This is a genomic window from Mucilaginibacter sp. JRF, from assembly GCF_015223065.1.
Classification (GTDB): domain Bacteria; phylum Bacteroidota; class Bacteroidia; order Sphingobacteriales; family Sphingobacteriaceae; genus Mucilaginibacter.
In genome coordinates this window covers 448,812-475,011 of the sequence record NZ_JADFBY010000004.1, presented here as the reverse complement: position 1 = coordinate 475,011, position 26,200 = coordinate 448,812, and the positions used below count along the sequence as shown (strand labels likewise).

Sequence of the window (26,200 nt, the reverse complement as noted above, 5' to 3'; positions counted from 1 at the left end):
ATATGAGGGGTTTTACTATTACATCAAATATAATTATAATGTTTTGCCGTCGGCATCCAACTCCACAATTGGGTAGCCTAATTTTTGCAGACCCGGTAACACCTTAGCTTTATCGCCAACTACCAGTATCACCATGTTGTTGGTATTCAGATACTTTTTGGCCAGTGCGTTTATCTGGGCATTATCAATACCGGTAAGTATCTTGTTCTGCTCGTCAACATAAGTTGGTTTCAGATCGTACTCCATCAGCATTGAAAGGAAGTTAGCTTTTTGTCCGTTAGTTTCGTACTTGCGGGCATCGCTTTGGCCTATTGATTGCTTGGTGAAAGCCAGTTCATCATTAGTGATACCTCTTTCGTTATAAGCCTTTATCTCTTTGATAAATTCAACCACCGCGCTATCGGTTGACGAAGCACGTACACCGGCACTGGCTGTGAAGTTACCGCCAAACTTGCCCGATGCAAAGCCCGAACGCGCGCCGTATGTCCAGCCCTTGTTCTCACGCAGGTTCATGTTGATACGGCTGTTGAACGCGCCACCTAAAATATAGTTGGTTATGCCCAGCTTGTAGTAATCGCCGGTAGCATCATAATTCAAACCGCTCAGGTAACCAATGCGGATCTCTGATTGCGCGGCGTTAGGTACATCAACCAAATAAAGGGTTGTTTTATCGAACGATTTACCGTTGGCCGGTTTTGGCAGATCAACCTTTTTATCTTTCCAGGTGTTCAGGAATGCCAGTTTGGTTTTGGCGGCAGCTTCGCTGATATCACCTACCACAACCACTTTGGTAAGCGATGGTACAAAGTAGTTATCGTAATAAGCCTGTACATCCTGCAAGGTTATGCCCGGTACGGTTTGCTCATTACCCGACGTTGAGAAGGTGCGTACGTTATCAACCCCGTACAAAATTTTATTATACACGCTTGATGCCACACCCGCTGGCTGGGTTTTGGCTTGTTTAAAGCCTTCCATCACCTGGTTTTTGATACGATCAAGCGCCTCCTGGGTAAACTTAGGGCTGAACAGTTTTTCCTGTAACAGCGTAATGGTTTTATCCAGGTTTTTGGTTAATGATGATACCTCTACAGAGATATTATCGGTATTGGCGTACACGCTGATATCGCTGCCCAGTTTCTCCAACTCGGCATTGTATTGCTCGGCGGTGTAGTTCTTGGTATCCTCGTTAAGCATACGGGCTACAATGTTGGCCAAACCTGCCTTTTGCGGGTTATTGATAGCCCACAAGCCACCACCATCAATTGAAAGCGACAGGGCTACAGTTGGTATCTCCTTGGTATCAGTACCTACTATGCTGATGCCGTTGGCGGTTTTAGCCGTCCATATAGCCGGAACTTTAATGGCAGGGTTAGCGCCTGTACCCGGTACTTTGGCACGGTCAAAATTATCCTTAGCCTTTACGTATTTCAAGCCGTTGTAACCATAATCAGGTGCTTTGTAGCCCGATTTATCAACGGTATAGTTATCAGTAGCTACCGGCTCAACAGTGCCGCCTTTTGGCAATACGCTTAATATAACGGCGGGCTTGCCTTTTACATACTGATTGTACACACGCATAACATCAGCCTTGGTTACCGAGCGGATATCATTCAGCTCACGGCCTATCTGGTTAGGGTTGCCGGTAAAGGTTTGTGCCGAAGCCAGTTCAGATACCTTACCGCTGATGCTTTGCAGACCATTGATATAGTTAGCCTCGGCGCTGGCTTTAAAGCGGGTCAGGTCGTCGTCGCTAACGCCTTTTTTCTCAAATTCGATCAATGACGAATCAACCAGCTTTTTCATATCAGCCAGTGATTGGCCCGGGAACGGGATGATGCGGATGCTGATCTCGCCCGCCAGTTCGGTATTTGACGAACCCATGTAGGCTTGTGCCGCCTTACGGGTTTTTACAAAGTTTTTGTAGAAGATAGAGTTTTTACCCTGACCGATGATAGATGATAATACATCAAGCGCGGGCATATCCTTAGCGTACATTTTTACACCCGGGTAGCTTACCGATAGCAATGGCAGCTTAGCGTAATTATCGGTGTATGATACATAGCGGTCTGATTTTAATACCGGTGCGGGCAGGCTCACATTTTTAACTTCAGGACCTTTTGGTATGCTGCCAAAGTATTTGCTTACCCAAGCCAGGGTTTGTTTGGTGTTGATATCGCCACCAATGGTAAGGGTTGCGTTGTTTGGTCCGTACCAGCGTAAAAAGAAGTTCTTTAAGTCGGCCAGGCTAACGGCGTTCAACTCCTCAATATAACCAATGGTTAACCACGAGTACGGGTGCCCGTATGGGTATAATGATTTTGAAGAATACTCGCCAACCAAACCATAAGGGCGGTTATCATAATTCTGTCCGCGTTCGTTTTTTACCGTGGCACGCTGTACCTCAAATTTTTGCTGGGTAACGGCATCAAGCAAATAACCCATACGATCCGACTCCAGCCAAAGCATTTTTTCCAGCTGATTGGCCGGTACCGTTTCAAAGTAGTTGGTACGGTCGCGGTTAGTTGAACCGTTAAGGGTACCACCGGCAGCGGTAATGATCTTAAAGTGATCGCCATTGGCTACGTGATCTGAGCCCTGGAACATCATGTGCTCAAAAAAATGCGCGAAACCCGACTTACCTATCTCCTCGCGGGCCGAGCCTACGTGGTAAGTAACGTCAACATGTACAATAGGGTCTGAATGATCTTCGGTTAAAACTACGGTAAGGCCGTTAGGCAATACGTATTTCTCGTAGGGGATAACTAATTCGGTGCCTTTACGGGCAACCTTTTCAATTAGTTTAGGCTGCGCCTGCTGTGCATTAGCGGTAAGCGATGCCGCCAATACAGACGCCGCAAGCAATAAGCTTTTAAGAGGTCTGGTCATGTTTTGTAAATTGTTAATCAACTGTGTTTTACAATGCTACAGGTTGCTGCCCGCGCATTGCAAGGGAAAAGTTAATATTACACAATATTACGAAAACTGCTTTGTAAAGTAATTGTGACAGGAACCCACCTAAATTCTCCCCGAGGGGGAGGACTTTTGTTAAAATTAGTACAATTAAAGAAATGCGTCATTACGAATGTCAGTGAGAGATCTGTACGCGTTCAAACCCAAGCGACAGATTTCTCCTTGTACTTCGTTTTAAATAACCAGGAACTTTTACCTTTTCGCTTTCGCCTTACACCTTTCTCCTAAACCCGTATATTTACCGCCATGAGTATCCGGGTTGAAGCACTTACCAAGGTTTATGGTAGCCAAAAGGCGGTTGATGGCATTACGTTTTCGGCAAACAAGGGTGTGCTGGGTTTTTTAGGACCTAACGGCGCGGGCAAGTCAACCACCATGAAGATACTTACCTGCTTTTTACCACAAACAGCAGGCACAGCCGAAGTTTGCGGGTTTGATGTTGCTAAACAATCGCTTGATGTTAGGCGGCACATAGGTTACCTGCCCGAGAACAATCCTCTATATCTGGATATGTATGTTAAGGAGTCGTTGGGTTTTATAGCGGGTATACATAAAATAGCATCGCCACGAAAACGTATTGATGAGGTTATCGGGTTAACGGGCTTAGGCATTGAGCAACATAAAAAGGTAGGACAACTATCAAAAGGCTATCGCCAGCGTGTGGGTTTGGCACAGGCTATACTGCACGATCCGCAGGTGTTGATACTGGATGAGCCAACCTCGGGTCTTGACCCTAATCAGCTGATCGGCATCAGGCAACTGATCACTGATCTGGGTAAAAGCAAAACCATTGTACTGTCCACCCATATTATGCAGGAGGTTGAGGCCGTTTGCAATCATGTTATCATCATTAACAAAGGTAAAATAGCCGCGAATGATACCTTGCCCAACCTGATCTCAAAAAACAACAATGCCTCGCTCGAAAGCATATTTATAGGCCTTACCAACAATTGATCCTGATGAAAAAACTTATAATAATTATGCTGGCTATGGCCGGTTTACATGCTAATGCCCAAACTGCCCGCACATCGGTTAGTGCCGGGTTTGAGTTAGGCCTGCCATCGCAAAGTGCGTATAAAACAGGTGTGGGTGCCGCGTTAAAAGCTGAAACCCGCATAAGTGGTCCGGTAGCCATCAGCGTAACGGGCGGCATAAGCAGTTTCGGACAAAAAGTGTTACCCACACAAAATGCTGTTGATCTGCCCGCGGTAAAGTTTATCCCCTTAAAGGCGGGCGCGAGATATTATTCAGGCAATTTCTTTTTAGAGGGAGAGGCAGGCGCAGCCATTAAAACCAATTACGATAAAAATACCCTGTTCGCATTCTCCATTGGTCCGGGTTTTTTTATTCCGTTTGATGAGAGTAAGCAGGGCATAGAATTTGGTATCCGTTACGAAAATTGGGGCAACCAGGTTAAACAAACCGGCATACGGATAGCTTACCGCATCGGTTGGTAATAAAAATTTCCACACGTAAAATATTGCTTTTAAGTTCAAAATTGTACCCTCGGAGATATTTTGTTGAAAAAAGTTGACTTTTCGATGTAACGTTTGGCGTAATTAATCGTCAATATTGCCAATGAAAAGGCAGCGGTACCCTGCCCGATCAGCTTAAACACACATTTTACATTATGAAAAAGTTCTTCTTATCATTAGTTATTCTAAGTGCAGCCGCGCTTAGTTCATTCGCACAAACTACGCCTGATAAAGGTCAGTTCAGCATCGGCGTTGAAGCCGGTTTACCATTAGGTGATGCCAGTGACTTTTTTTCATTTGCCATAGGCGGTTCACTTAAGTATGACCATCCAGTAGCTGAGAATTTGTTTATAACAGGTTCTGCCGGTTATACAAAATTCATGAATAAAGGCGAAGTTAAAGATGCTTACGAAGCAGCCGGGATAGATGCTCCAAAGGTTGGTTTTATACCACTTAAAGTTGGTGCTAAATATTTCTTTAGCCCGGGCTTTTTTGGTGAAGCACAGTTAGGTGCCGCCATTGGTGTTCAGGATGCCGAAGGCACTGCATTTGCTTACTCTCCAGGTGTTGGTTACGTGTTCAGCCAAAATTTTGAGGCAGGTGTACGTTACGAAGCCTGGTCAAAAGATGGTACAACCAGCCAGCTTGGCCTGCGTGTAGCATACAAATTCTAACAAACAAAATTTATTAATTCAACTTAAACAGGTACTTGAAAATGCCCGGCATTGCGCCGGGCATTTTTGTTATAAAAGGCGGCCTGCTTTGGTTTGGCGCTTTAATATTGTAATTTCGGCCATTAAGCATTTACAGCGTGTACCCTGTTTTTAAGAAAGAAATATCCGCCTATTTAAGTTCACTGGTAGCCTATATAACCATTGGCGTTTTTTTGCTGGTGATGGGCTTGTTTTTATGGGTATTCCCTGATTCGAGCATACTGGAGTATGGCTATGCCAGTTTGGAGAGCCTTTTTAATACCGCGCCTTTTCTGTTCATGTTTCTGATACCGGCCATCACCATGCGTTCGCTGGCCGAGGAGCGTCGTGAAGGTACCTTTGAGCTTTTGCTTACCCGCCCGCTTACTTATTTACAGATAGTGTTTGGCAAGTATCTGGCTTGTTTGCTGTTAGTGTTGTTTGCATTGGTGCCCACACTGGTGTACTACTATTCGGTATACCTGCTTGGCGCTACCGAGGGCAATATTGATACCGGCGCGGTGATTGGCTCGTACATTGGTTTGTTTTTATTGGGAGGTGTGTTTGTGGCTATCGGCCTGTTCGCGTCGTCCATCAGCAAAAATCAGATAATCGCCTTTACCGTCGCTGTTTTTTTGAGCTACTTTTTCTTTAGCGGGTTCGATTCGCTGAGCCGATTACTGTCCCTTCAAAATACCGATATACAAAGCCTGGGTATTACCGAGCATTACGAGTCGGTTAGTCGTGGTGTTTTAGACACGCGCGATTTGGCTTACTTCGTCATCCTTGCCGGGCTGTTTTTGTGGCTTACCGTTTTGGTGCTTATCAAACAGCAGCAAAAAAGTATAAAAGGCAACGCATTGCTTGGTGTTTTAGGCTTATTTATATTCATCGGCTTAATATCAACCAAACTGTATACCCGGTTTGATTTTACCAGGGAAAAGCGCTTTACCCTATCGCCCATCAGCGAAAACATGATGGATAGTTTGCACGCGCCTGTTAAAGTTACCGTGTTTTTACAGGGCGATAACTTTCCCGGCGGGTTTAAGCGTTTGCAACGTGCCGTCCGCGATATGCTGAGCGATCTGCAATCGTACAGCCACCGTAAACTGGAATTTGATTTTGTTGACCCGCTGGAGGGCTTGAGCACCGAGGAGCAGAATAATACGATCACCAATTTTCAGAACAGAGGCATCGAGCCTACCAACCTGAGTGTAAAAACGGATGATGGCCTGTCGCAAAAAATGATATTTCCGGCGGCTATGGTATCGGCTGACGGAAAGGATATACCCGTAAAACTGCTGCAAAACCGCATTGGCCTATCGCCCGATGAAGTGCTGAATAACTCCATCCAAAACTTAGAATACGCCTTTACATCGGCCATAAAAAAAGTTATTAGTGGCGGCAAACCACGTATCGGCTTTACCGAGGGACATAATGAGTTAAGCAACCTGCAATTGAATGATGCGCTGCGTTCCCTGTCCGACGGATTTTTGGTTGGCCGGGTGGAGCTGAACAGCATTCCGTTTGATAGTTTAAAAAAGCTAAGCTTACTGGTTATACCTAAACCCGACGCGTCGTTTACCGAGGCCGAGAAGTTCAAACTTGACCAATACATTATGAATGGTGGCCGTGTATTATGGACCATAGACCAGGTTAGCGCTGAGCTGGATAGCCTTCGTGGCAAAGGCGGCGAGCAATTGGCATTCCCTAAAAAACTGAACCTGGACGATCAGCTGTTCCGCTACGGTATACGTATCAATACCGATTTGATAGCCGATATGAGCTGCGCACAAATACCTATCGCGGCGGGCAATGTTGGCGGGCAGGCGCAGATACAGTTAGCACCCTGGTTGTTTTACCCGGTTTTCATCCCGCAGTCAAAACATCCGGTAGTAAAAAATGTTGATGGCATAAGCAGTCAGTTTGCCAGTACTATTGATACCATCGCAGTAAAAAATGTGAACAAAACCATTTTGCTCAGCACCTCGCCATATGCCAAAAAGCTTAACGCGCCGCACATGCTATCGTTACAGGCGTTGGAGCAGGAGCCCGACCCAAAGGCATTTTACAGCGAGCCCAAAACTACGGGGGTATTGTTAGAGGGCAGGTTCGCGTCGAGTTTTCGTAACCGCCCGGTGCCCGAGGGTGTAGAGCGTTTTGCGGTATTACCTGAAAGCAAGCCAACCAAAATGATGGTGCTTAGCGATGGCGATCTGTTTAAAAATCAGGTAGCTACTGATGGCTCGCCTTACCCGCTGGGATACGATCATTATACCCACCAAACCTATGGCAACAAAAACCTGCTACTCAACATTGCCGACTACATGACCGATGACTCAGGCCTTATTGAGCTACGCGGCAAGGAGATACAATTACGCCTGCTTAACCGTGCGCTGGTACGCGGCCAAAAAACCTACTGGCAAATAATAAATATGGGCCTGCCATTGGCAATAGTGTTAATATTTGCTATTTTTCAACATTATATGCGCAGGCTAAAGTATACCCGCTAATTTTTATACTTTTGATTGACCAATATTTAAGTAAAATATATGCGATTTATCGTTTCTACATCAACATTGCTGAAGCAGCTACAGGCTGTTAGCGGTGCTCTGAGCAATAGCACGGTTTTGCCCATCCTGGAGAACTTTTTGTTCGAGATAAAAGATGGTAACTTAACCATATCGGCAACCGATCTGCAAACCAGCATGACCACATCGCTGGCGGTTGAGGCCAAAGAGAATGGCCGCATTGCCATACCTTCGCGTATATTGCTCGATACCCTGAAATCGTTGCCTGAGCAACCCGTAGCTTTCTCGGTTGATGATACCACATTTGCTATTGAAATAAGCGCCGGCGACGGTAAATACAAACTAAGCGGAGAGAACGGCGAAGATTTCCCGAAAATTCCGGTGGTTGAAAATGCATCGTCAGTTAACCTGCCTGCATCAGTACTGGCCGAGGCCATCAACAAAACCATATTCGCGGTAAGTAATGATGAGTTGCGCCCGGCCATGACGGGGGTATTTTGCCAGCTATCGCCACAACACCTTACCTTTGTAGCTACAGATGCGCACAAGCTTGTACGCTACCGCCGTAAGGATGCGCAGGCTGCCAGCGCAACATCATTCATATTGCCTAAAAAGGCTTTAACGCTTTTAAAATCAGCATTACCTGCTGATGATATCAATGTATCAGTTGAATATAACAACACCAGCGCCTTTTTTAAATTTGGCAGCATTAATCTGGTGTGCCGTTTAATTGACGAGCGTTACCCGGATTATGAGGCGGTTATTCCGTTAAACAATCCTAACAAATTAAATATTGACCGTTTGGCATTCCTGGGTTCACTTAACCGTGTGGCCATTTATGCTAACAAAACTACTCACCAGGTAAGGCTTAAAATTAATGGCAGTGAGTTGCATATCTCGTCAGAAGATATTGACTTTGCCAATGAAGCGCACGAGCGTTTAAGCTGCCAGTACGAGGGTGAGGATATTGAGATAGGTTTTAACGCGCGTTTTTTAATCGAGATGCTTAAAAACCTGAGCAGCGAGGAGGTTGTACTGGAAATGTCGACCCCTAACCGCGCCGGATTATTATTGCCACAAGGCGGAGATGAGAACGAAGATGTGCTGATGCTGGTAATGCCGGTTATGCTTAACAGTTATGCTTAAGTTGTAAACTTAAATTATAAATCCAACTGAAAGCCGTGCACTTGTGCATGGCTTTTTTTGATACATGGCCATGCGTAACACATCAATGATTATACAATATCTGTAGTGTATCGTTTTGCTTATCTTAAAACTATTTAATTTATTTTAGGTTAATAATATTAACTACATGCAGTTGCCCTCGTTTTGTCGTAAGCTGTCGAATCCGCCCGTGATATTTCATAGGCTTACTTTTTCGAATAACTTACTGATCATGGCAACAGAAAGATCATTTGCAATAATGTATCTACGCGCGGTTGAAAAAAAGAATAGTGATTTCTTTATCGCTAATAACCTCAGTATAATGGACTGTGTGCATATTAGGGGCACAGCATTGGTAAGCGTTCACGTAATCAACAATACCTTGCCGGATAGCATAGTTTACGAAATAGAAACAATGTTTTGGAAAGACTAAAAATTTCGGGCATTATTTTAATAGCACTAAGTTGCTTAATAGCTGTATTCGCTATCGCGGATAGAATATCATTTAAACGATACAGTAGCGAATCGGGCTCTGGTGAAGCGTTGAGCTTCTCGATGGATATTAATGGATTGATACTATCTGTTGCTTTGTTGGTATTGGCGGTGTTTCTTTTTATAAGAGGTAGGAAGTTATTTTTGCGCGGCTAAACTATCCTTATATATTACCCCTTCACATACCATCGGTATGGATAAAATAGCATTTTTGCGTTTGATGGTTATTTTATACTCACCACGCTTTTTTATCAATGTATCGCCAACCTTAAAAGTATCTAATATAGCGCTTGTCCAGCCTGTGCCTTCCATAACTAAATCCTTTTTACTTGTTGACGGACTTCTTCCGTAAAAATATATTACTACACCATGTTTCTCAATCTTATCTATTATTAAGTTAAATTTATAATTATCCTTGAAACTGTCCGTCCAATCTTTACAATCAAACTTTGAAGTACCGCAAGCCGATACAAATAGAACGATACTTAAAAATAGAAATAGATATTTCATGCAGATAGCTTGGTTGGGTATCCCGAAATTATAAAAGTGATCAACTTTTTGCAAGCACTTATAACAAACATCACAAACATCAGTTATATATTAGCGCCATGAAATTTAAGGTTCCTGTTATAGTTTTAGCTGTTGTTGTCGCGCTGGCATCATGCCAGGATGAGGATATAGCGCCAACCGTGCCACCATCGGCAGCCATCGCCCTGGTGAACGTGAGTCCGCGCAGCTTTAACTTTTTCATGAACGGCACAAGGCTCAACAATACCTCAACCATTTATCCTGATGGTATATCGGCCTATTTGAGTGTTTATTCAGGTCAGCAAAACTACCAGTTTAAAAATGATGGTTCGGCCGAGGTAGCCTTAAATTTGCCCCTCTCGCTTGATTCGGCCAGAAGCTATATCCTGTTCGCCGCCGCGCTTGATACCGCTAACCTGATACTGGTTAATGATGATCTGACGGTTGATACCGGCAACGTGGCCATGATCCGCATTATAAACGCGTCGCCAAAGACTACATCGCTAACTCTTTCACTTAACGATACGGCCAAGGTTACTAATGCCGCCTACCGCTCAGTGTCTGATCTGTTGCGCATAGTACCCGGCAGAAAAAAACTTTCGGTAACGGGCGCTACCTTATTAACCGATAGTGTTACGTTTACCCGTGGCAATGCGTATACCATATATACCAAAGGCGACCCGGCCATAACCGGCGATGGTGGCTTTAACGTGGGTGTTATTCAAAATTAATAAGCAGTAGCATGAACAACTATAAAAGCAATTTCTTATTAACGCTTACACTGCTTGTAGCGGGCACCATGTTCTTCCCATTTATATCATCGTGCTCAAAAACCGGTAACATCAACCCGTCAGAGGCTAAGATAGAATATCAGGTTATCAACCTGAGTTATGATGCCTTGCCGGTATATCTATATGTTAACCTGTTGAGGCAAAACGGTACTACGGCATACCGCTATCCAACACCTTCGGGATATTTCGGGTTAACTAATATTGATACCCCTTTCCAGATACGCTCAGCATCAACAGGCAATGTGGTAAATCTGTTAAAAATAGATAGTACCAACCTTTCCCGCGAAACCAAATACACATTATACATCACCGGTACGCGTGCACAAAATACATTAGGCTATCTTTTTACGGTTGATACCAGCACCGCCGCCCGTGTTGGTCGTGGTAAAATAAGGTTTGTAAATGCCGCCCCTGCGGTTACAGGCGCTGCCAATGGCCTAACACTTACCGCTAATGATAGTGTTGCCTTCAGGCAGCAAAGGTTCAACACCTTTAGCGATTTTATTGAACTACCCGCTGGCGTGTATACCTTTAAGATAAGCGCTTTTGGAACTACCAACCAAACTTTAGAGGAGTTAGCCAACACCACCATACAGGATGGGCGGTTGTATACCATATATACCTATGGCCGTGCCGGTGTAGCCGCCAGCGATTCAACTGCTTTTGGTGCAGGTATTTTAACAAACAGATAGTCGATTTTATTTATATTTTTACGGCAAAATTTACCGCTGTGGAAGTAATAAAAAGCATCATCGATTTTATACTGCATATTGATAAGCATCTGGCCCAAATAACGCACGACTATCAAGGCTGGACTTACCTGATACTTTTCCTGATCATTTTCGCTGAAACCGGCTTTGTGGTAACCCCATTTCTTCCCGGCGATTCATTGTTATTTGCAGCAGGCGCCCTTATTGCCGGCGAGCAAACAGGTTTAAATATTTACATTCTTTCATTACTGCTTGTAGTAGCCGCTTTTGTAGGCAATACCGTAAACTACATGCTGGGCAACTATTTAGGCCCCAAGGTTTTTAAGGAAGATAACAAGATACTCAAGCTGGATTACTACCTGCAAACCAAAGCCTTTTTTGATAAGCACGGCGGTAAGGCCGTAATATTCAGCCGTTTTTTACCAATTATACGTACCATAGCGCCATTTGTAGCGGGTGTGGGCAGCATGCCGTTCGGCAGATATAGCCTGTATAACATTACAGGTGGCCTGGCCTGGGTGATCAGCTTTTTATTCCTGGGTTTCTTTTTTGGTAACATACCGGTAGTGAAAGAGAACTTTACGCTGGTAGTATTCGCCATCATCCTATTCTCGATAGTGCCGCCAATATGGGCAGCCATCAGAAGCCGGTCTTCAAAAAACAAAGCGGCTTAATTTCATCCCATACAAACTGTCATGCCGTTGTAAATGAGCATGGGCGGTGTATCATTACGTTTGGTTTTTCGTTTATAGTGATATAAATGCTTAATTTTGTGTAATGAATATTCAGGTTGTTATAATTGCTATATTATTTGCGGGCGCAGCGTTTTACCTGGGCCGTAAAATATATCGTAGCCTGTTTGAAAAAAAAGGCTGTGGCACCAACTGCAAATGCGGTGTTGATTTTAGCAACGTACAACCCGATAAGCATTAATAGCCCTTATAACCCTAATTTTGCTGTTAGCATTTCATGGTACAAAAGCAAATTTTTCAGGCAGATACGCCTGGCAGATGGAAGCGCTTTAAATGGTTTAGTCGTGTATTTTTATTAGTACTGATATGTGGCATTATTGCTGCTGGCGTAACCGTTACCGATAAAACTTATCCCAGCCTTCCAAACTTAAATCCATCCCCCAAAAAACTTACCGCGCAACAACTGGAGCAGTTAAAACGCTCAACCAAATACCGCGACTTCAAACTGCAAAAAAAGCAGATACAAAAACTACAACAAGCCCGCAAGCAACAACTGCTTAAACACCCCAACAACAAGCGCCGTATAAACGCTGCCTTTTACCGTGCCTGGGAACCACAGGCTTACAACTCCCTTGCCGAAAGCCTGCCCAAGCTGGATATGGTGGTTAGCGAAGGCTTTTTTATTAAGCCCGGCGCCGGTGTGGTAAACGTATCGATAGATACGGGGCTTATCAGTCTGAATAAAAAGTATAAAAAGCCGGTAATTGTAAGCCTGTCAAACTACGTTAATTACGATAACCTGCGTGGTGGTTATGATACCAAAACACTTGAGCACATCATAGGCGATAAGCAGCTACGTGCAACATTTATTAATGATGTTGCCGCCCAGTTAAAAAAGCTGAAATTCAAGGGGCTTAATATTGATGTGTACGATATCGACATTAACAGCCGCGACTTTCGCGCTTTCCAGAAAGAGCTTTACACCACGCTGCATGCGCAGGGTTTACTACTCACCCAAAACGTAATACCCGAGGATGAGAATTACCGCCTGGAAGAATTACAGCATGTAAACGATTATTTGTTTGTGATGGCTGTTGATCAGCACAACGAATCGAGCAACGCGGGCGATGTATCGCACCAGGAATGGGTGGAGGAATTGCTTGATGACGTGTGCGCCCGTGTACCCAGCGAAAAGGTAATACTAACCTTTCCGGGTGGCGGTTTTGACTGGCCAGATAACAGCGTAGGCTCGCCGGTAAGTTATCAGCAAGCCATAAGTGTGGCCAAAGAGAACAGCGCGCGTATTACGTTCGACCCAACATCGGCCAATCTGCATTACACCTATCTGGGCCTCGACAGCCTGAAACACACCGTTTACTTTGCCGATGCGGCAGCCAATTTCAACATCATCCGCATGGCTGATGACTGGGGCACGGCTGGTGTCGCCCTTTGGCGCTTAAGCTATGAGGACCCTCGGATATGGTCGTTCATCTCCAAAAACCTGAGTATCGATTCGCTGCGTAAAACCGGGTTTGATACTAAAATACTGGCCTCTGTCGGTTTAAATGATAAGATAGATTACATTGGCGATGGCGAGGTGCTCGATCTGATCACTACCCCGCACGCGGGCGAGATCAAGTTGCAGATGGATACCACCAACTACACTATCACCAAACAGCAATATATTACCCTGCCCACCAAGTACGTTATTCGCCGGTACGGCTATAAGCACGGCAAGGTGGTGTTGACTTTTGATGATGGCCCGGACCCGGATTATACCCCGCGCATACTTGATATATTGAAACGGGAGAAAGTTCCGGCGGCATTCTTTGTGGTAGGCTCAATGGCCGAGAAGAATATCCCCCTGCTGAAAAGAATACACGATGAAGGATATGAGATAGGTAACCACACTTACACCCATCCTGATATATCAAAGGTGAGCTTACAGCGGGTTAGTTTGGAGTTGAATGCCACGCGTAAGTTGATCGAATCGGTTACGGGGCGCAGCACCATATTGTTCAGGCCGCCGTTTAATGCCGATGCCGAGCCGCAAACCATTGCCGAGGTAATACCGGTTGCCGAGAGCCGTAAGCAAAGCTATATTAACATAGGCGAATCTATCGATCCGTGGGACTGGTACCCCGGCGTTACCGCCGATAGTATTTACGCGCGCACTATTCGCGATGCGCACAAGGGCTCCATGATATTGCTGCACGATGCCGGTGGTGATACCCGAGAGGCTACCGTGCAGGCCTTACCCCGCATTATCAAAGAACTTAAGCGTCAGGGCTATGAATTTACCACTATTGCCGATGTGGTCGACAAAACCCGCGACGACCTGATGCCCCTGGTTAAGGATGATGTGAACAGCGGCATTACCGGCCCATTGTATGATGCCGTGGTTACCGGCCTGTTTTACGGTAACTGGTTTCTGTTTTATGTGTTTTTGTCGGCTATATTTTTAGCGATAGGGCGTATAATATTGATAGGCATATTGGCCATACGGCAGTTTTTTGAGAACAAGAGCAGGCAAGCATTGGTAACCGAGGCCGATCTGCCCTCGGTAAGCATCATTGTACCGGCCTACAACGAGGAGGTGACCGCCATAAACACCATCAACAGTTTGCTTAAACTGGAATATCCCCGCTTTGATATCATTTTTATTGATGACGGCTCAAAAGATCGTACCTACCAGGTAGTGAATGAGGCTTTTGGCGAGCATCCATCGGTTAAAATATTTACCAAGGCCAATGGCGGTAAAGCTTCGGCATTGAACTATGGTATCGAACATTCAAACAACGGATACCTGGTGTGTATCGATGCCGACACACAGCTAAAAAGCGATGCAATCTATCACCTTATGGCTTGCTTTACCGATGCAGAGATAGGCGCTGTTGCAGGTACCGTTAAAGTGGGTAACGCGCATAACACCATCACCATCTGGCAATCTATCGAATACATTACGGCGCAGAATATGGATCGCCGGGCATTCGATCTGATCAACAGCATCACCGTGGTACCGGGCGCTATAGGGGCTTTTCGTAAGGAGGCTATTTATAAGGCAGGTGGCTTTACGTCGGATACCTTGGCTGAGGATTGCGACCTTACCATGCGCATCCTGAAAAACGGCTATGTTATCCGCAATTGTGGTGATGCCATTGCCTATACCGAAGCGCCGGAGAGCATTAACATGCTGCTTAAACAACGCTTCCGCTGGAGCTTTGGGGTGATGCAAAGCTTCTGGAAGAACCGTGATGCGTTGTTCAACAAAAAATATAGTTTTTTCGGCATGGTGGGTATGCCTAACATCCTCATATTCCAAATCATATTACCACTGTTCGCCCCGCTGGCTGATCTGATGATGATATTAGCCCTGTTCGAACCAAAGCCTGAGCGGCTGTTCATGTTTTACGGGGTATTTTTATTGGTTGATTTTATGGTATCTATCATCGCCTTCCGTATGGAGCGGGAGGATTACCGCAAGCTGATATTTATTATTCCGCAACGCTTTTTATGGCGGCAGCTAATGTATTATGTGCTGTTTAAATCGGTACGTAAAGCCCTTAAAGGCGAATTAAGTGGCTGGGGTACACTAAAGCGTACTGGCAGCGTTAAAGTATAATCACTAATTTTGTAATAGCTTTTAAATGTTATAATTATGCCCGACCGACCGGAGATACGAATAAAACAATTAAGTGCCGATGATGTAGAGAAACACATAGAGCGCCTGGGTGAGCTATTACATGCTTGTGTGCACAATGGCGCCAGTATTGGTTTTATATTGCCATTCTCGCAAACTGATGGTGAAGATTACTGGGCGGCTCGTGTTTTATCTGCCGTGCAAAGTGGCAGCGTAATTATGCTGGCTGCTTTTGCTGATGATGAATTGGTAGGCACCGTACAACTGGATATTGATACCATGCCCAACCAGCCTCACCGCGCCGAGGTAAAAAAGCTGATGGTGCATCCCGATCATCGCCGCCAGGGTATAGCCAAAGCGCTGATGCAGGAGATCGAAAATATTGCCGAGGAGCATACCCGCAACCTGCTCACCCTTGATACCCGCACAGGTGATGGTGCCGAGCCATTGTACACCTCGTTAGGCTATCAAACTGCCGGTATCATCCCCGGTTATTGCCTCGACCCGGCGGATGATAAACTCGATTCAACCACCATTATGTACAAAACACTGCAATAAACTGACAGTATCGCGGCTTGTAAACCTTAACTTTGCGACAAATACATCTGCATATATATGAGCAATATGGTTACGGAGAACAAAGGCGACGCGAAAACTTACCAGCACATATTTTTTGACCTGGACCATACCATTTGGGATTTTGACCGCAACGCCGAGGAAACGCTGCAAGAGTTGTACATCACCCATAAATTAAAAGATCTGGGTTTACCTGTGGCCGATGTATTTATTGAAACCTATACTCGTAATAACCACCAGCTTTGGGCCGATTATCATGTAGGTAAAATAAATAAGCAGCAACTACGCGAAACCCGCTTTAAAAAAACCTTTGTTGATCTGGGTGTCGATCCTGAAGTAATGCCACAAACATTTGAGGATGATTACGTGCAGCTTTGCCCAACCAAAACCAACCTGTTTCCGCATGCGCACGAAACGTTGGAGTATCTGCGATCAAAATACACCCTGCACCTGATAACCAATGGCTTTAAAGAAGCCACCGAGCTAAAAACCGCGGGCACCAACATTGCCGGTTATTTTCAAAACATCATCATATCCGAACTTGTAGGCGTTAACAAGCCCGACAAAGCCATATTTGAGCATGCCGTTACTTTGGCGGGTTGCACCAAACACAGCTGCCTCATGGTAGGCGACAGCATCGAAGCCGACATACGCGGCGCGCTGGCCTACGGAATGGACGCCATCTACTTTAACCCCCACAACGCCGAAAAGCCCGCCGATGTACCAAAGCAGATCAATAGTTTGCGGGAATTGGTGGATTTGTTGTAGAGCCTCTTTGAAATTTTTATTGTCATTTCGACGGAGGTACGAGGAGAAATCTGTCGTCTGATTATGAACGCAGGCAGATTTCTCCTCCGTCGAAATGACATGGTTTTTTGGAGTAATATAAGTAGATAGCGATAGTCGGCGAAACCCCTCCCTTACCCTCCCCCAGGAGGGAATTGATTTAAGGATCACAAAACAAAAGCACAAACCGTAAATAACCTATCCTACCGGCATCAGAAATGCCCGGAATAGCACAAGCCCTGCTTAAGCACAACCTTTCACCGGGCAGGGCGTAGCCGGCGATTTATTCGCTGTTGTTTGTTTTTTATTGGTGCTCATGAGATCGCTATCGCTAAGGTTTGTTTCTTTTGATCGCTCAAAAGAAATTGAGGACAGGTAATGAACTTTGCTTTATTGAGCGTTTGTGCTTTATTCCAGAAGTTGTGCTTTAACCATCGTTAGTCTGCTCTTGGGCGCAGGGCCCAGTTACTTTACCTTAGATGCAAAGTAACCAAACATCAAGGCAGAAAAAACTTTCCGCCCACGAGGCCATACTCCCTGGCTCGGTTTTCTGCCAGGCCACCGCGCTTTTTTTATTGGTATCACTCAATAAAAACGCGTCATTGTGAGGTACGAAGCAATCTCTTTAGGATATTCCAACGTGACAAGTCGCTCAATGATTGCTTCGTCGGTAACACTGCCAAACTGTTAACAACCTCAAAATGTGGATAAAATAATTCCAAAAACGCGTATAACTTTTTTGCTTTAACCCAGTCTTAATAATCAGATAATATTGATTTGCTGATATTTGTAAAAATTTATAGGTTATGAATTTTGAAATCGCTTACCTGATTGTGATAGCCTTGCTGGGATTAACCGGTATATTTTATTTCAGTCCGTACGAGTTTAGTGTTACCGAGGATGAGGATAACGAGTAAGCACCTGATCTTCCTTAATTTTAACGAGCCGGTTGGTGTTTAACCCCGGTATGTATTTTTTTTTCCTCTGCTGAGTTTTGATTAGATGGCAAAACGCGAAATTGACATAGCTGTAATATCTGATGTGCATTTGGGCACTTATGGCTGCCACGCCAAAGAACTTTTAAAGTATCTTAAAAGTATTAAACCCAAGGCGCTTATACTTAACGGCGATATTATTGATATATGGCAGTTCAGTAAATCGTACTGGCCGGAGTCGCACATGAAGGTGGTGCGCCGTATCCTTAAGTTTGTTACTGAGGGTGTGCCCGTGTATTATCTTACCGGTAACCACGATGAAATGTTGCGCAAGTTTGCCGATTTTAATTTGGGGGCGTTCCAGCTGCTCAATAAAATGGTGCTTGATGTTGATGGTAAAAAAGCCTGGATATTTCATGGCGACGTGTTCGATGTTACCATGCAGCACTCTAAATGGCTGGCCAAACTGGGTGCCATTGGGTACGATTCGCTTATACTGCTTAACAGTTTGACCAACTGGTTTTTGAAGTTGATAGGCAGACCAAAAATGAGTTTCTCGCAAAAGGTGAAAGCCAAGTTTAAGGATGCGGTGAAATTCATCAACCACTTTGAGCAAACCGCGGCCGACCTGGCTGTAGATAAAAATTATGATTACGTGATCTGCGGGCACATTCACCACGCCGAGATCAGGCGTGTAAACTCGACCGAAGGCACTGGCTCTGTGCTGTACCTTAACTCGGGCGATTGGGTAGAGAGCCTTACCGCATTGGAGTATAATAACGGCGAGTGGACAATTTTCAGGTATCGTCCTGAAGATTTTACCGAGGAGGTTGCCACCGACGATGAAACTGACAATGAGGATCTTTCAGAACGCCTAAACGTAAATGCCCTGCTCGAAAAATTTAAACAGGAGCATCAGTAATTGCTACACATCATTTTGTTTATTACCTTAACCCCGTATTTTTTAATATGAAGATACTTTATGCAATTCAGGGTACAGGTAACGGACACATCAGCCGCGCGCGCGAGATAGTGCCCCTTTTACAGCAACACGGTGAACTTGACCTGCTGGTGAGCGGTACCGAAGCGGAGGTGAGCCTGGCACAGGCTTTGAAATATCGTTATCATGGTTTTAGCTTTATTTTTGGTAAGAAGGGTGGGGTTGATAAATGGGCCACATTTAAAACCATGAACCTTAAGCAGCTTTGGAAAGATATACACCAGCTGCCCTTAAATGATTATGACCTTATAGTGAACGATTTTGAACCGGTAAGCGCCTGGGCCTGCAAGGTACAAAAGCTGCCATCGGTATCATTAAGTCATCAATGTTCATTCATTTCCCAAAATACACCACGGCCACCAAAATGGAATTATGCCGAGTGGTTGTTTAAATACTATTCGCCAACTACACATCATATCGGATTTCATTTTGAGCGGTATGCTGATTTTATACATACTCCGGTTATCCGCAGTGAGATCAGGGCTATGCAAACCAGCAATCTGGGGCACTACTCAGTATACCTACCAGCTTATCAGGATAAAACATTGATAAAGTACCTGAGCCAGGTAAAAGAGGTGGAGTGGCATGTTTTCTCAAAGCGCCAGAAAGCTCCTTTGCGCGAAGGTAATGTGCAGATATTCCCGGTAAATAACGAAACCTTTAACCAAAGCCTGGCCTCATGCGAGGGGCTGCTTACCGGCGGTGGATTTGAAGGCCCTGCCGAAGCGTTATTTCTGCAAAAAAAGGTAATGATGATACCCATGCGCGGGCAGTTTGAGCAGCAATGTAATGCGCTGGCTGCATCAAAAATGGGTGTACCGGTTGTTAGCGCTATTGATCAGGGTTTTACCGGCGCGCTGCACGATTGGGTAAATAACGGCCAGGTTGTCAATGTTCATTTCCCCGACGAAACCGCGCAGATAGTTGCCAATATGGTTAAGCAGTACGCCCGCTAAATTACACGGGTAAACAACTGTTGCTTACCGTATTGCCCAACAGGCTACCTGTAATAAATGTTACGTGATCAATATCAAAAGGCTTTTTGATATAAGCGTCGGCACCGCATTCGTCGGCAATATGTTCAATATCCATAGCTGCCGACATCATCACCACCGGAATGTGGCGCATAGCCGTGGTTGATTTTAGGAATTTGCAATGTTGACTGCCTTTTTCGGCTCCGAGCCATTCGTCAATCAATATTACATCGGGTTTAATAGCGTTAATGTTTACTAATACCGAGCCGTTGGCGGCTGTAATAACATCATAACCTGCATCTTCCAGTACGTACTCCAGTACGTCCAGAATATCCTTGTCATCTTCGATAACCAATATTTTAGCTGCCATAATCAGGGATGGTAAATATAGGTATTATAATTATAATTAAAAATATTGTCTTTGTCGAAACAGTGTAATATGGCAAACTATTTATACCGGCTTGCTACAATGCTTTCAAACAAGGTAACCCAGGCACTGTACATTTCGGCTGATGGGTGCAAACCGTCCCTGGCAATTAACTCAGGTTTGGTAGTTGCCTGGCGGGATATAAGCGTTATGTCAACATAAGCAATGCCCATGTTTTCGGTTTCCGCTTTGTTGATGGCGTTGTACTGATCTATCTCACGTGCTATCTTTTCCTTATCGGAGTTTTGGGCGAATGGCGTAACACTGTAATCAGGTATAGATAGTACGAAAACATGCTTTTTATCACCACCGGCATAAGCCAGTGCTGTTGCCAAAAGCTCTTTAAACTCGGTTCGATAAGTGTTGATGTTATAACCCCGGTATTGATTATTCACACCTATCAGTAACGTAACCAAATTGAAATTACCGGCAGGTTTTTGCTGGCCAATAGCTTGTATCAGTTCATCGGTGGTCCAACCGGTACGGGCAATTATTTGTGGTTTGTTAAAGTTGAGGCCGTATTGCGGCATGCGGGCAGCCAGTTGGTTCGGGAAGTTCTTGTCAGCCTCCACCGCCTCGCCAATGGTGTACGAGTCGCCCAGCGCCAAATAGGTAAGGCCAGTGCGTATTGTAGTATCGGTAATTGGTTGAATTTTCACGGGATCAACAGTATCCATATTGGTTTGCCGCTTATCGCACCCGGTGAGGCTAAGCAGCGTAAAAGCAAGGGTAATTAACTTCATATCATTTCCATACCAAAAAGTACGGAAATGTGGTGTTGAAGGATTTGTTTAACCTTGTTTAAATCAATCTGTTCGCCCAGCTCCTGCTGCATGGAGGTTACGGCCTTATCATCAATGCCGCAGGGTACTATATTCTTAAAGTAATCAAGCTGCGCGTTAACGTTAAATGCCAGCCCGTGCATGGTTACCCAGCGGCTGCAACGTACGCCCATAGCGCATATTTTGCGGGCTTTTTCGTTATCGGCATCAAGCCAAACACCGGTATAGCCGGGGTAGCGTTCGCCTTTCAGTCCAAAATCGGCCATGGTGAGTATTACGGCTTCTTCAAGGGTACGCAGATACAGGTGTATATCGGTAAAAAAGTTATCAAGGTCAAGTATCGGGTAGCATACTATTTGGCCGGGGCCGTGGTAGGTAATATCGCCGCCGCGGTTAATAGGGTAGTATGATGCCTGTTTTTCTTTAAGCTGATCCTCATTTAACAACAAATGCTCCGGCTTGCCGCTTTTGCCCAGCGTGTACACATGCGGATGCTCGCAAAACACCAGGTAATTTTGGGTAGGTGTTTCATCATCATAATTATCGCCCGCAATGGCCATGCGGTTGCGCAGTTCCATTTTTAAATTTACGGTTTCGGCAAAAAGTGTTTCCTGTCTGTCCCAGGCTTTTTTATAATCTATCAGCCCCCAATCCTGTAAAATAACCTTCTTATTCTTCATTGCCGTCCTGTATAACGTAGCCTATCATATAATCCTCATATTGCTGATAGCCTACCTTGTAATCTATTTTAACATCGCCCTTATCAAGCAGCGCGTTAACAACGCCGTGCCCTTCAAAGCTAAAGGGCTCCAGCAAAATATTATCTAAGAATGATACGGTTTTTTGTCCGTAGCACTTATAAACCGCCTCCTTAACGCACCAGCAAACATACAGCTCCTCAATTTTGTGGCGCTCGCTTATAAAGCCAAGCTCCTCGGGGCGCATAAATTTGTGGGCAATACGCTCCACCTTTTGCTTTACCTGTTCAATATCAATACCCACCTGATATTTGCGGCTTATCATTACGGCAGCATAATCAAACGAGTGGCTGAACGATATGTAGTACGGGTGGTTAACCAGGTATGGCTTGCCATGTACATCAACCTTGCAGTCAATATACTCATCGGTGCTTAGCATGGTGCGCAGCAGTACCCTTGTACCCAGCCAGTGCAGGTGGCGCTTGCTGTTGCCAAGGCTGTCAAACACAGCCTTTTCATCATCCTTTAACTGTAGCTTAATGTATAGTTCATCCGCTTCTTCCTCAATTTTCCAGAGGGCGAATTCAGTGTCATCATCAATACGTTGCCTGTAAGCTATGGCCATAAATGTAAAGGTGCAATTTGCAAGGCAAAATTATATCAAATAATTATCATTTAACAGTGCCTCGCGGTATAAAAATAATGTTCGGGTTGTAACATCGGCAGGCAAAGTTCCGTCATAGCTAATGAACACTATCACAAGTAAAAACAATGAAAAAAATATACACCGCCGTATCATTCCTGCTGGTGCTTGCCGCCACCGAGGCCTGCTGCAAACAGCAGTTAAATGACGAGGTTGCCATAGGGGGTAAGGAGATCCGCCAATCGCACCGTGAGAACGCGCACATCAGCAAACCGCGCTAAGGCATAAATGTGTTGATATTATTGGGTTTGCTGTTTGGCTAATTAGTTTTATTTTAGCCGTGCAACACCCTCATTATGATATTATCTGACAAACGCATCCTCGAAGAAATTGATAATGGCAACATTATTATTGAACCCTTTAAGCGCGAATGCCTGGGCACCAACTCGTACGATGTGCACCTGGGCAAGCATTTAGCCACTTATAAGGATAGGGTGCTTGATGCCAAACTGCATAACGAGATAGTACATTTTGAGATACCCAAAGAGGGTTTTATACTACAACCCAACACGCTGTACCTCGGCGTAACTATGGAATATACCGAAACCCACCGCCATGTGCCTTTTTTGGAAGGTAAATCAAGCACCGGGCGTTTAGGTATTGATATACACGCCACCGCCGGTAAAGGTGATGTAGGCTTTTGCAACACTTGGACGTTAGAGATATCGTGCGCGCAGCCGGTTAAGATATATGCCGGTATGCCAATTGGCCAGCTTATATACTTTGTGGTTGAGGGCGAGATAGAAACCCTGTACAACTCAAAAGGCAACGCCAAATACAATAATCCAACTACCCGCCCGGTTGAAAGCATGATGTGGAAGAATAAGTTTTAAGCTTATCGTCCAATTATTTATTGCAACAATTTTAGTGCAACGCGCGGATAATGGGGTTTTTGTGTAATTTAAGCGCACAATTTAAACCAATGAAAATTAAGCCGCTCATCTTATCACTGCTTGCCGTATGCACACTTTCTGTTGCCTTTGTTACTGCCGATGACCCTGTAGCCAAAATTGTGGAGAGCCTCGAAAAATGGCTGGCCCAGCGTCCGCAGGAAAAAGTATACCTGCATTTTGATAAACCCTATTATGCCGTTGGCGATACGCTGTGGTACAAGGCTTATGTAACTATTGGCGAAGATCATCGCCTATCAGCATTAAGCGGTATACTTAACGTAGAGCTGATCAATGATCGTGATAGCATAAGTCGCCGTGAAAAAATATCGCTGAGCAGCGGCTTGGGTTGGGGCGAGTTTGTATTATCCGACAGTTTATTGCAAAGCGGTACCTACCGCATACGCGCCTATACCAACTGGATGCGCAACGCCGGTGAGGATTATTTTTTTGATAAAACCATCACCATAGGTAATGCCATGTCGAACAAGGTATTTACCAGTACCACCTATACTTACGCTACCGTTAACGGCCAGCAGCGAGTAAACGCCCAAATAAATTACCGTGAGTTTGATGGTAGTCCTTATGTTGACAGGGAGGTAAACTATCGTGCCGAGTCTGAAGGGCGCGTTGTTGCCAAAGGCAAAGGCGTTACCGATGCCGAGGGTAACCTGAAAATAAGCTTTGATGTAAAAACCGCCGCAGCATTCAAGCCCGGCAGTTTGGTAACAACCATTAGTGTTGATAATAAGGAGAAGATAACCAAAAGTATCCCGTTAAAGGCGGTATCAGGCGCGGTTGATGTGCAATTCTTCCCGGAGAGTGGATATTTGGTTAATGGCCTTGCCTCAAAGGTAGCCTTTAAGGCCGCCGGTGCCGATGGTTTGGGTAAGGAGGTAAAGGGTACCATAAAAGATAATCAGGGCAATGCCGTAGCCACCATAGCTGCCGAGCATTTGGGCATGGGCGCGTTTACCTTTACCCCGGCAACCGGTAAAACATACAAGGCATCGCTCACATTTGCAGATGGCTCAACAAAAGATGTTGATCTGCCTGCCGCGCGCCCGTCGGGGTATGTAATGAGTATTAATAATAATAACCCCGCGGTACTGGTGTTCACCATAGCATCGGCAGGCACACAACCGCAGGATCTGATATTGATAGCCCAATCAGGCGGTAAGGTGCGTTATGCCGCCAAGCCCAAAGGTGCCGATACCGCTTTTACCGCCGTTATCCCCAAAACAAGGCTTACGTCGGGCATTACACAAATCACCCTGTTCTCGGCCATCGGCGAACCACTTAACGAGCGTTTGGCATTCATTCAAAAGGCTGATGACCTGAAAATAAAATTGACCTCTGATAAGACGGATTACAAGACCCGCGAAAAGGTGAGCTTGGGTATCGATAGCCGTTTTTCGCCTGATAGCGCGGGAGTGAGCAACCTTTCAATGTCGGTTGTTGATGAATCAAAGGTAAAGGTTGATGAGGATGAGGAGAATACCATTCTATCCAGCATGTTGCTGGTTAGCGATCTGAAAGGATATGTTGAAAAACCTAACTATTATTTTCATGATGTTAGCGACAAAACCCGCACCGACCTTGACCTGCTGATGCTTACGCAAGGCTACCGTCGCTTCGAGTGGAAACAACTGCTGGCCGGTGATGCTACGCCCATGATATACAAGCCCGAGCAAACCATTGATATTGCCGGTACCGTTACCCAAAGCAAAAAACCGGTTGCCGGTGCTAAGGTGATGTTGTTTAACAATACCGGCGGTGGCAGGCCTTTTATGGTTGATACCGTTGCCGACGCTAATGGCCATTTTATATTTAAGGGACTGGTATTTACCGATAGCCTTAAGTTTATGGTGCAGGCCACTACCCCTAAAGGTAAACGCTATGTTGATGTAAAGCTGGATAATGCTACCCGCCAGGGTGTAACCATCAACAAAAACAGGGGAGATATATCAGTAAATGTTGATGGCGACATGATGGGCTACCTGCGCCAAAGCACGGCCTATTTTAACGAGAAGGTAAAGTATGGCATAACCACCCGCAGCTTTTTGTTGAATGAGGTTAAGATACAGGATAAGCGGGAGCCATTAGTAAAGCATTCATCCAACCTTAATGGCGCCGGTAATGCCGATCAGGTACTATCAGCCAAAGATCTTCAAACCTGCGCAACGCTCGATCAATGTTTGCAGGGGCGCTTGGTGGGTGTAGTGTTCAGGAATGGTATACCTTACACCACCCGTGGTGGCGGCCAAATGACAGTGATGATAGATGGTATGGCGCAGGGTGATGATGCCCTGCTTAACATGGCACCATCGGATGTGGAAACTATTGAAGTATTGCGTAATGGCGGTAAAACCGCTATATATGGCTTTCAGGGTGCCAATGGTGTTATATTGATCACCACCAAGCGTGGCGATGGCGGCTTTAAAACATCGTATGTGGGCAACCCGCCGGGTGTGGTGATGTATACGCCGCTGGGTTATTACGCGCCGAGGGTGTTTTACTCACCTAAATATGATGCACCTGCCGCTAACGATAAAATGGTTGATATGCGCAGCACCATATACTGGAACCCCAACATTTATTGCGATGGCAAAAAGGCTACCGATATTAGTTATTTTAATGCCGATGGCAAGGGAACTTACCGCGTAGTGGTTGAGGGTATTGATGATGCGGGCCACATAGGCAGGCAGGTTTATCGGTATAAAGTGCAATAAGGCACGTAGTTT

Annotated in this window: 24 protein-coding genes; 18 read left to right on the top strand and 6 right to left on the bottom strand. The window is 45.1% G+C overall.

Going from position 1 to position 26,200, the window contains the following annotated elements:
• Nucleotides 1-33: 33 nt before the first annotated feature.
• A complete protein-coding gene (locus IM792_RS13465; RefSeq protein ID WP_194102386.1) occupies nt 34-2,886 on the bottom strand; it encodes a pitrilysin family protein in 2,853 nt (950 codons plus the stop codon).
• Nucleotides 2,887-3,216: 330 nt separating this feature from the next.
• Here IM792_RS13465 and IM792_RS13460 point away from each other — a divergent pair, with 330 nt between their 5' ends.
• From IM792_RS13460 to IM792_RS13435, 6 genes are all read left to right on the top strand, one after another.
• Nucleotides 3,217-3,924 (top strand): ATP-binding cassette domain-containing protein, encoded by a 708-nt coding sequence (locus IM792_RS13460; protein ID WP_194102385.1) that lies wholly within the window; start codon nt 3,217-3,219, stop codon nt 3,922-3,924.
• Between the two features lie 5 nt (nt 3,925-3,929).
• Nucleotides 3,930-4,427 carry a hypothetical protein gene (locus IM792_RS13455; protein ID WP_194102384.1) on the top strand — a complete coding sequence of 166 codons (498 nt, stop codon included), beginning with the start codon at nt 3,930-3,932 and terminating at the stop codon, nt 4,425-4,427.
• Between the two features lie 173 nt (nt 4,428-4,600).
• Entirely contained in the window at nt 4,601-5,119 is a 519-nt protein-coding gene (locus tag IM792_RS13450; RefSeq protein ID WP_194102383.1) for an outer membrane beta-barrel protein, read from the top strand.
• Nucleotides 5,120-5,256: 137 nt separating this feature from the next.
• Nucleotides 5,257-7,650 (top strand): gliding motility-associated ABC transporter substrate-binding protein GldG, encoded by a 2,394-nt coding sequence (gene gldG, locus IM792_RS13445; protein ID WP_194102382.1) that lies wholly within the window; start codon nt 5,257-5,259, stop codon nt 7,648-7,650.
• A 39-nt stretch (nt 7,651-7,689) separates the two neighbouring features.
• A complete protein-coding gene (gene dnaN, locus IM792_RS13440) occupies nt 7,690-8,814 on the top strand; it encodes a DNA polymerase III subunit beta (RefSeq protein ID WP_194102381.1) in 1,125 nt (374 codons plus the stop codon).
• A gap of 250 nt (nt 8,815-9,064) precedes the next feature.
• Nucleotides 9,065-9,265 (top strand): hypothetical protein, encoded by a 201-nt coding sequence (locus IM792_RS13435; protein ID WP_194102380.1) that lies wholly within the window; start codon nt 9,065-9,067, stop codon nt 9,263-9,265.
• 197 nt (nt 9,266-9,462) lie between these two features.
• Here the strand turns inward: IM792_RS13435 and IM792_RS13430 are convergent, their stop codons facing one another.
• Nucleotides 9,463-9,834, bottom strand: coding sequence for a hypothetical protein (locus IM792_RS13430; RefSeq protein ID WP_194102379.1), 372 nt, complete (start codon nt 9,832-9,834; stop codon nt 9,463-9,465).
• A 98-nt stretch (nt 9,835-9,932) separates the two neighbouring features.
• Here IM792_RS13430 and IM792_RS13425 point away from each other — a divergent pair, with 98 nt between their 5' ends.
• The 9 genes from IM792_RS13425 to IM792_RS13385 all read left to right on the top strand — a co-directional run bounded on the left by IM792_RS13425 (nt 9,933) and on the right by IM792_RS13385 (nt 19,938).
• Nucleotides 9,933-10,583, top strand: a complete 651-nt coding sequence (locus IM792_RS13425; RefSeq protein ID WP_194102378.1) for a DUF4397 domain-containing protein — start codon at nt 9,933-9,935, stop codon at nt 10,581-10,583.
• Between the two features lie 11 nt (nt 10,584-10,594).
• Entirely contained in the window at nt 10,595-11,335 is a 741-nt protein-coding gene (locus IM792_RS13420; RefSeq protein WP_194102377.1) for a DUF4397 domain-containing protein, read from the top strand.
• Between the two features lie 38 nt (nt 11,336-11,373).
• Nucleotides 11,374-12,027: a DedA family protein gene (locus IM792_RS13415; RefSeq protein ID WP_194102376.1), complete on the top strand. Its 654-nt coding sequence runs from the start codon at nt 11,374-11,376 to the stop codon at nt 12,025-12,027.
• A gap of 103 nt (nt 12,028-12,130) precedes the next feature.
• Nucleotides 12,131-12,286, top strand: a complete 156-nt coding sequence (locus IM792_RS13410) for a FeoB-associated Cys-rich membrane protein (protein WP_194102375.1) — start codon at nt 12,131-12,133, stop codon at nt 12,284-12,286.
• Nucleotides 12,287-12,322: 36 nt separating this feature from the next.
• Nucleotides 12,323-15,667, top strand: a complete 3,345-nt coding sequence (locus IM792_RS13405) for a polysaccharide deacetylase family protein (RefSeq protein ID WP_194102374.1) — start codon at nt 12,323-12,325, stop codon at nt 15,665-15,667.
• Nucleotides 15,668-15,703: 36 nt separating this feature from the next.
• Entirely contained in the window at nt 15,704-16,243 is a 540-nt protein-coding gene (locus IM792_RS13400; RefSeq protein WP_194102373.1) for a GNAT family N-acetyltransferase, read from the top strand.
• Nucleotides 16,244-16,300: 57 nt separating this feature from the next.
• Nucleotides 16,301-17,029 (top strand): YjjG family noncanonical pyrimidine nucleotidase, encoded by a 729-nt coding sequence (locus IM792_RS13395; protein WP_228085080.1) that lies wholly within the window; start codon nt 16,301-16,303, stop codon nt 17,027-17,029.
• Between the two features lie 1,020 nt (nt 17,030-18,049).
• Complete coding sequence (locus tag IM792_RS13390) at nt 18,050-18,904, top strand: UDP-2,3-diacylglucosamine diphosphatase (protein WP_194102372.1); 855 nt, start codon at nt 18,050-18,052, stop codon at nt 18,902-18,904.
• 47 nt (nt 18,905-18,951) lie between these two features.
• Nucleotides 18,952-19,938 carry a glycosyltransferase family protein gene (locus IM792_RS13385; protein ID WP_194102371.1) on the top strand — a complete coding sequence of 329 codons (987 nt, stop codon included), beginning with the start codon at nt 18,952-18,954 and terminating at the stop codon, nt 19,936-19,938.
• A gap of 1 nt (nt 19,939) precedes the next feature.
• Here IM792_RS13385 and IM792_RS13380 read toward each other — a convergent pair whose 3' ends face one another.
• The 4 genes from IM792_RS13380 to IM792_RS13365 form a co-directional block, all read right to left on the bottom strand.
• Nucleotides 19,940-20,326, bottom strand: coding sequence for a response regulator (locus IM792_RS13380; protein ID WP_194102370.1), 387 nt, complete (start codon nt 20,324-20,326; stop codon nt 19,940-19,942).
• Between the two features lie 77 nt (nt 20,327-20,403).
• The gene (locus IM792_RS13375; protein WP_228085078.1) at nt 20,404-21,126 is read right to left on the bottom strand and encodes an SGNH/GDSL hydrolase family protein; all 723 of its coding nucleotides are present in this window, start codon (nt 21,124-21,126) and stop codon (nt 20,404-20,406) included.
• Entirely contained in the window at nt 21,123-21,845 is a 723-nt protein-coding gene (gene lipB, locus IM792_RS13370; RefSeq protein WP_194102369.1) for a lipoyl(octanoyl) transferase LipB, read from the bottom strand. Before lipB ends, IM792_RS13375 begins: the two co-directional genes overlap by 4 nt.
• Complete coding sequence (locus tag IM792_RS13365; RefSeq protein ID WP_194102368.1) at nt 21,835-22,488, bottom strand: 4'-phosphopantetheinyl transferase superfamily protein; 654 nt, start codon at nt 22,486-22,488, stop codon at nt 21,835-21,837. Before IM792_RS13365 ends, lipB begins: the two co-directional genes overlap by 11 nt.
• A 146-nt stretch (nt 22,489-22,634) precedes the next feature.
• On the opposite strand from IM792_RS13365, the gene IM792_RS13360 reads away from it, so the two are divergent.
• From IM792_RS13360 to IM792_RS13350, 3 genes are all read left to right on the top strand, one after another.
• Nucleotides 22,635-22,787, top strand: a complete 153-nt coding sequence (locus tag IM792_RS13360; protein WP_194102367.1) for a hypothetical protein — start codon at nt 22,635-22,637, stop codon at nt 22,785-22,787.
• A 75-nt stretch (nt 22,788-22,862) separates the two neighbouring features.
• Complete coding sequence (gene dcd / locus IM792_RS13355; RefSeq protein ID WP_194102366.1) at nt 22,863-23,399, top strand: dCTP deaminase; 537 nt, start codon at nt 22,863-22,865, stop codon at nt 23,397-23,399.
• Between the two features lie 89 nt (nt 23,400-23,488).
• Entirely contained in the window at nt 23,489-26,188 is a 2,700-nt protein-coding gene (locus IM792_RS13350) for a carboxypeptidase-like regulatory domain-containing protein (RefSeq protein WP_194102365.1), read from the top strand.
• Nucleotides 26,189-26,200: the final 12 nt, after the last annotated feature.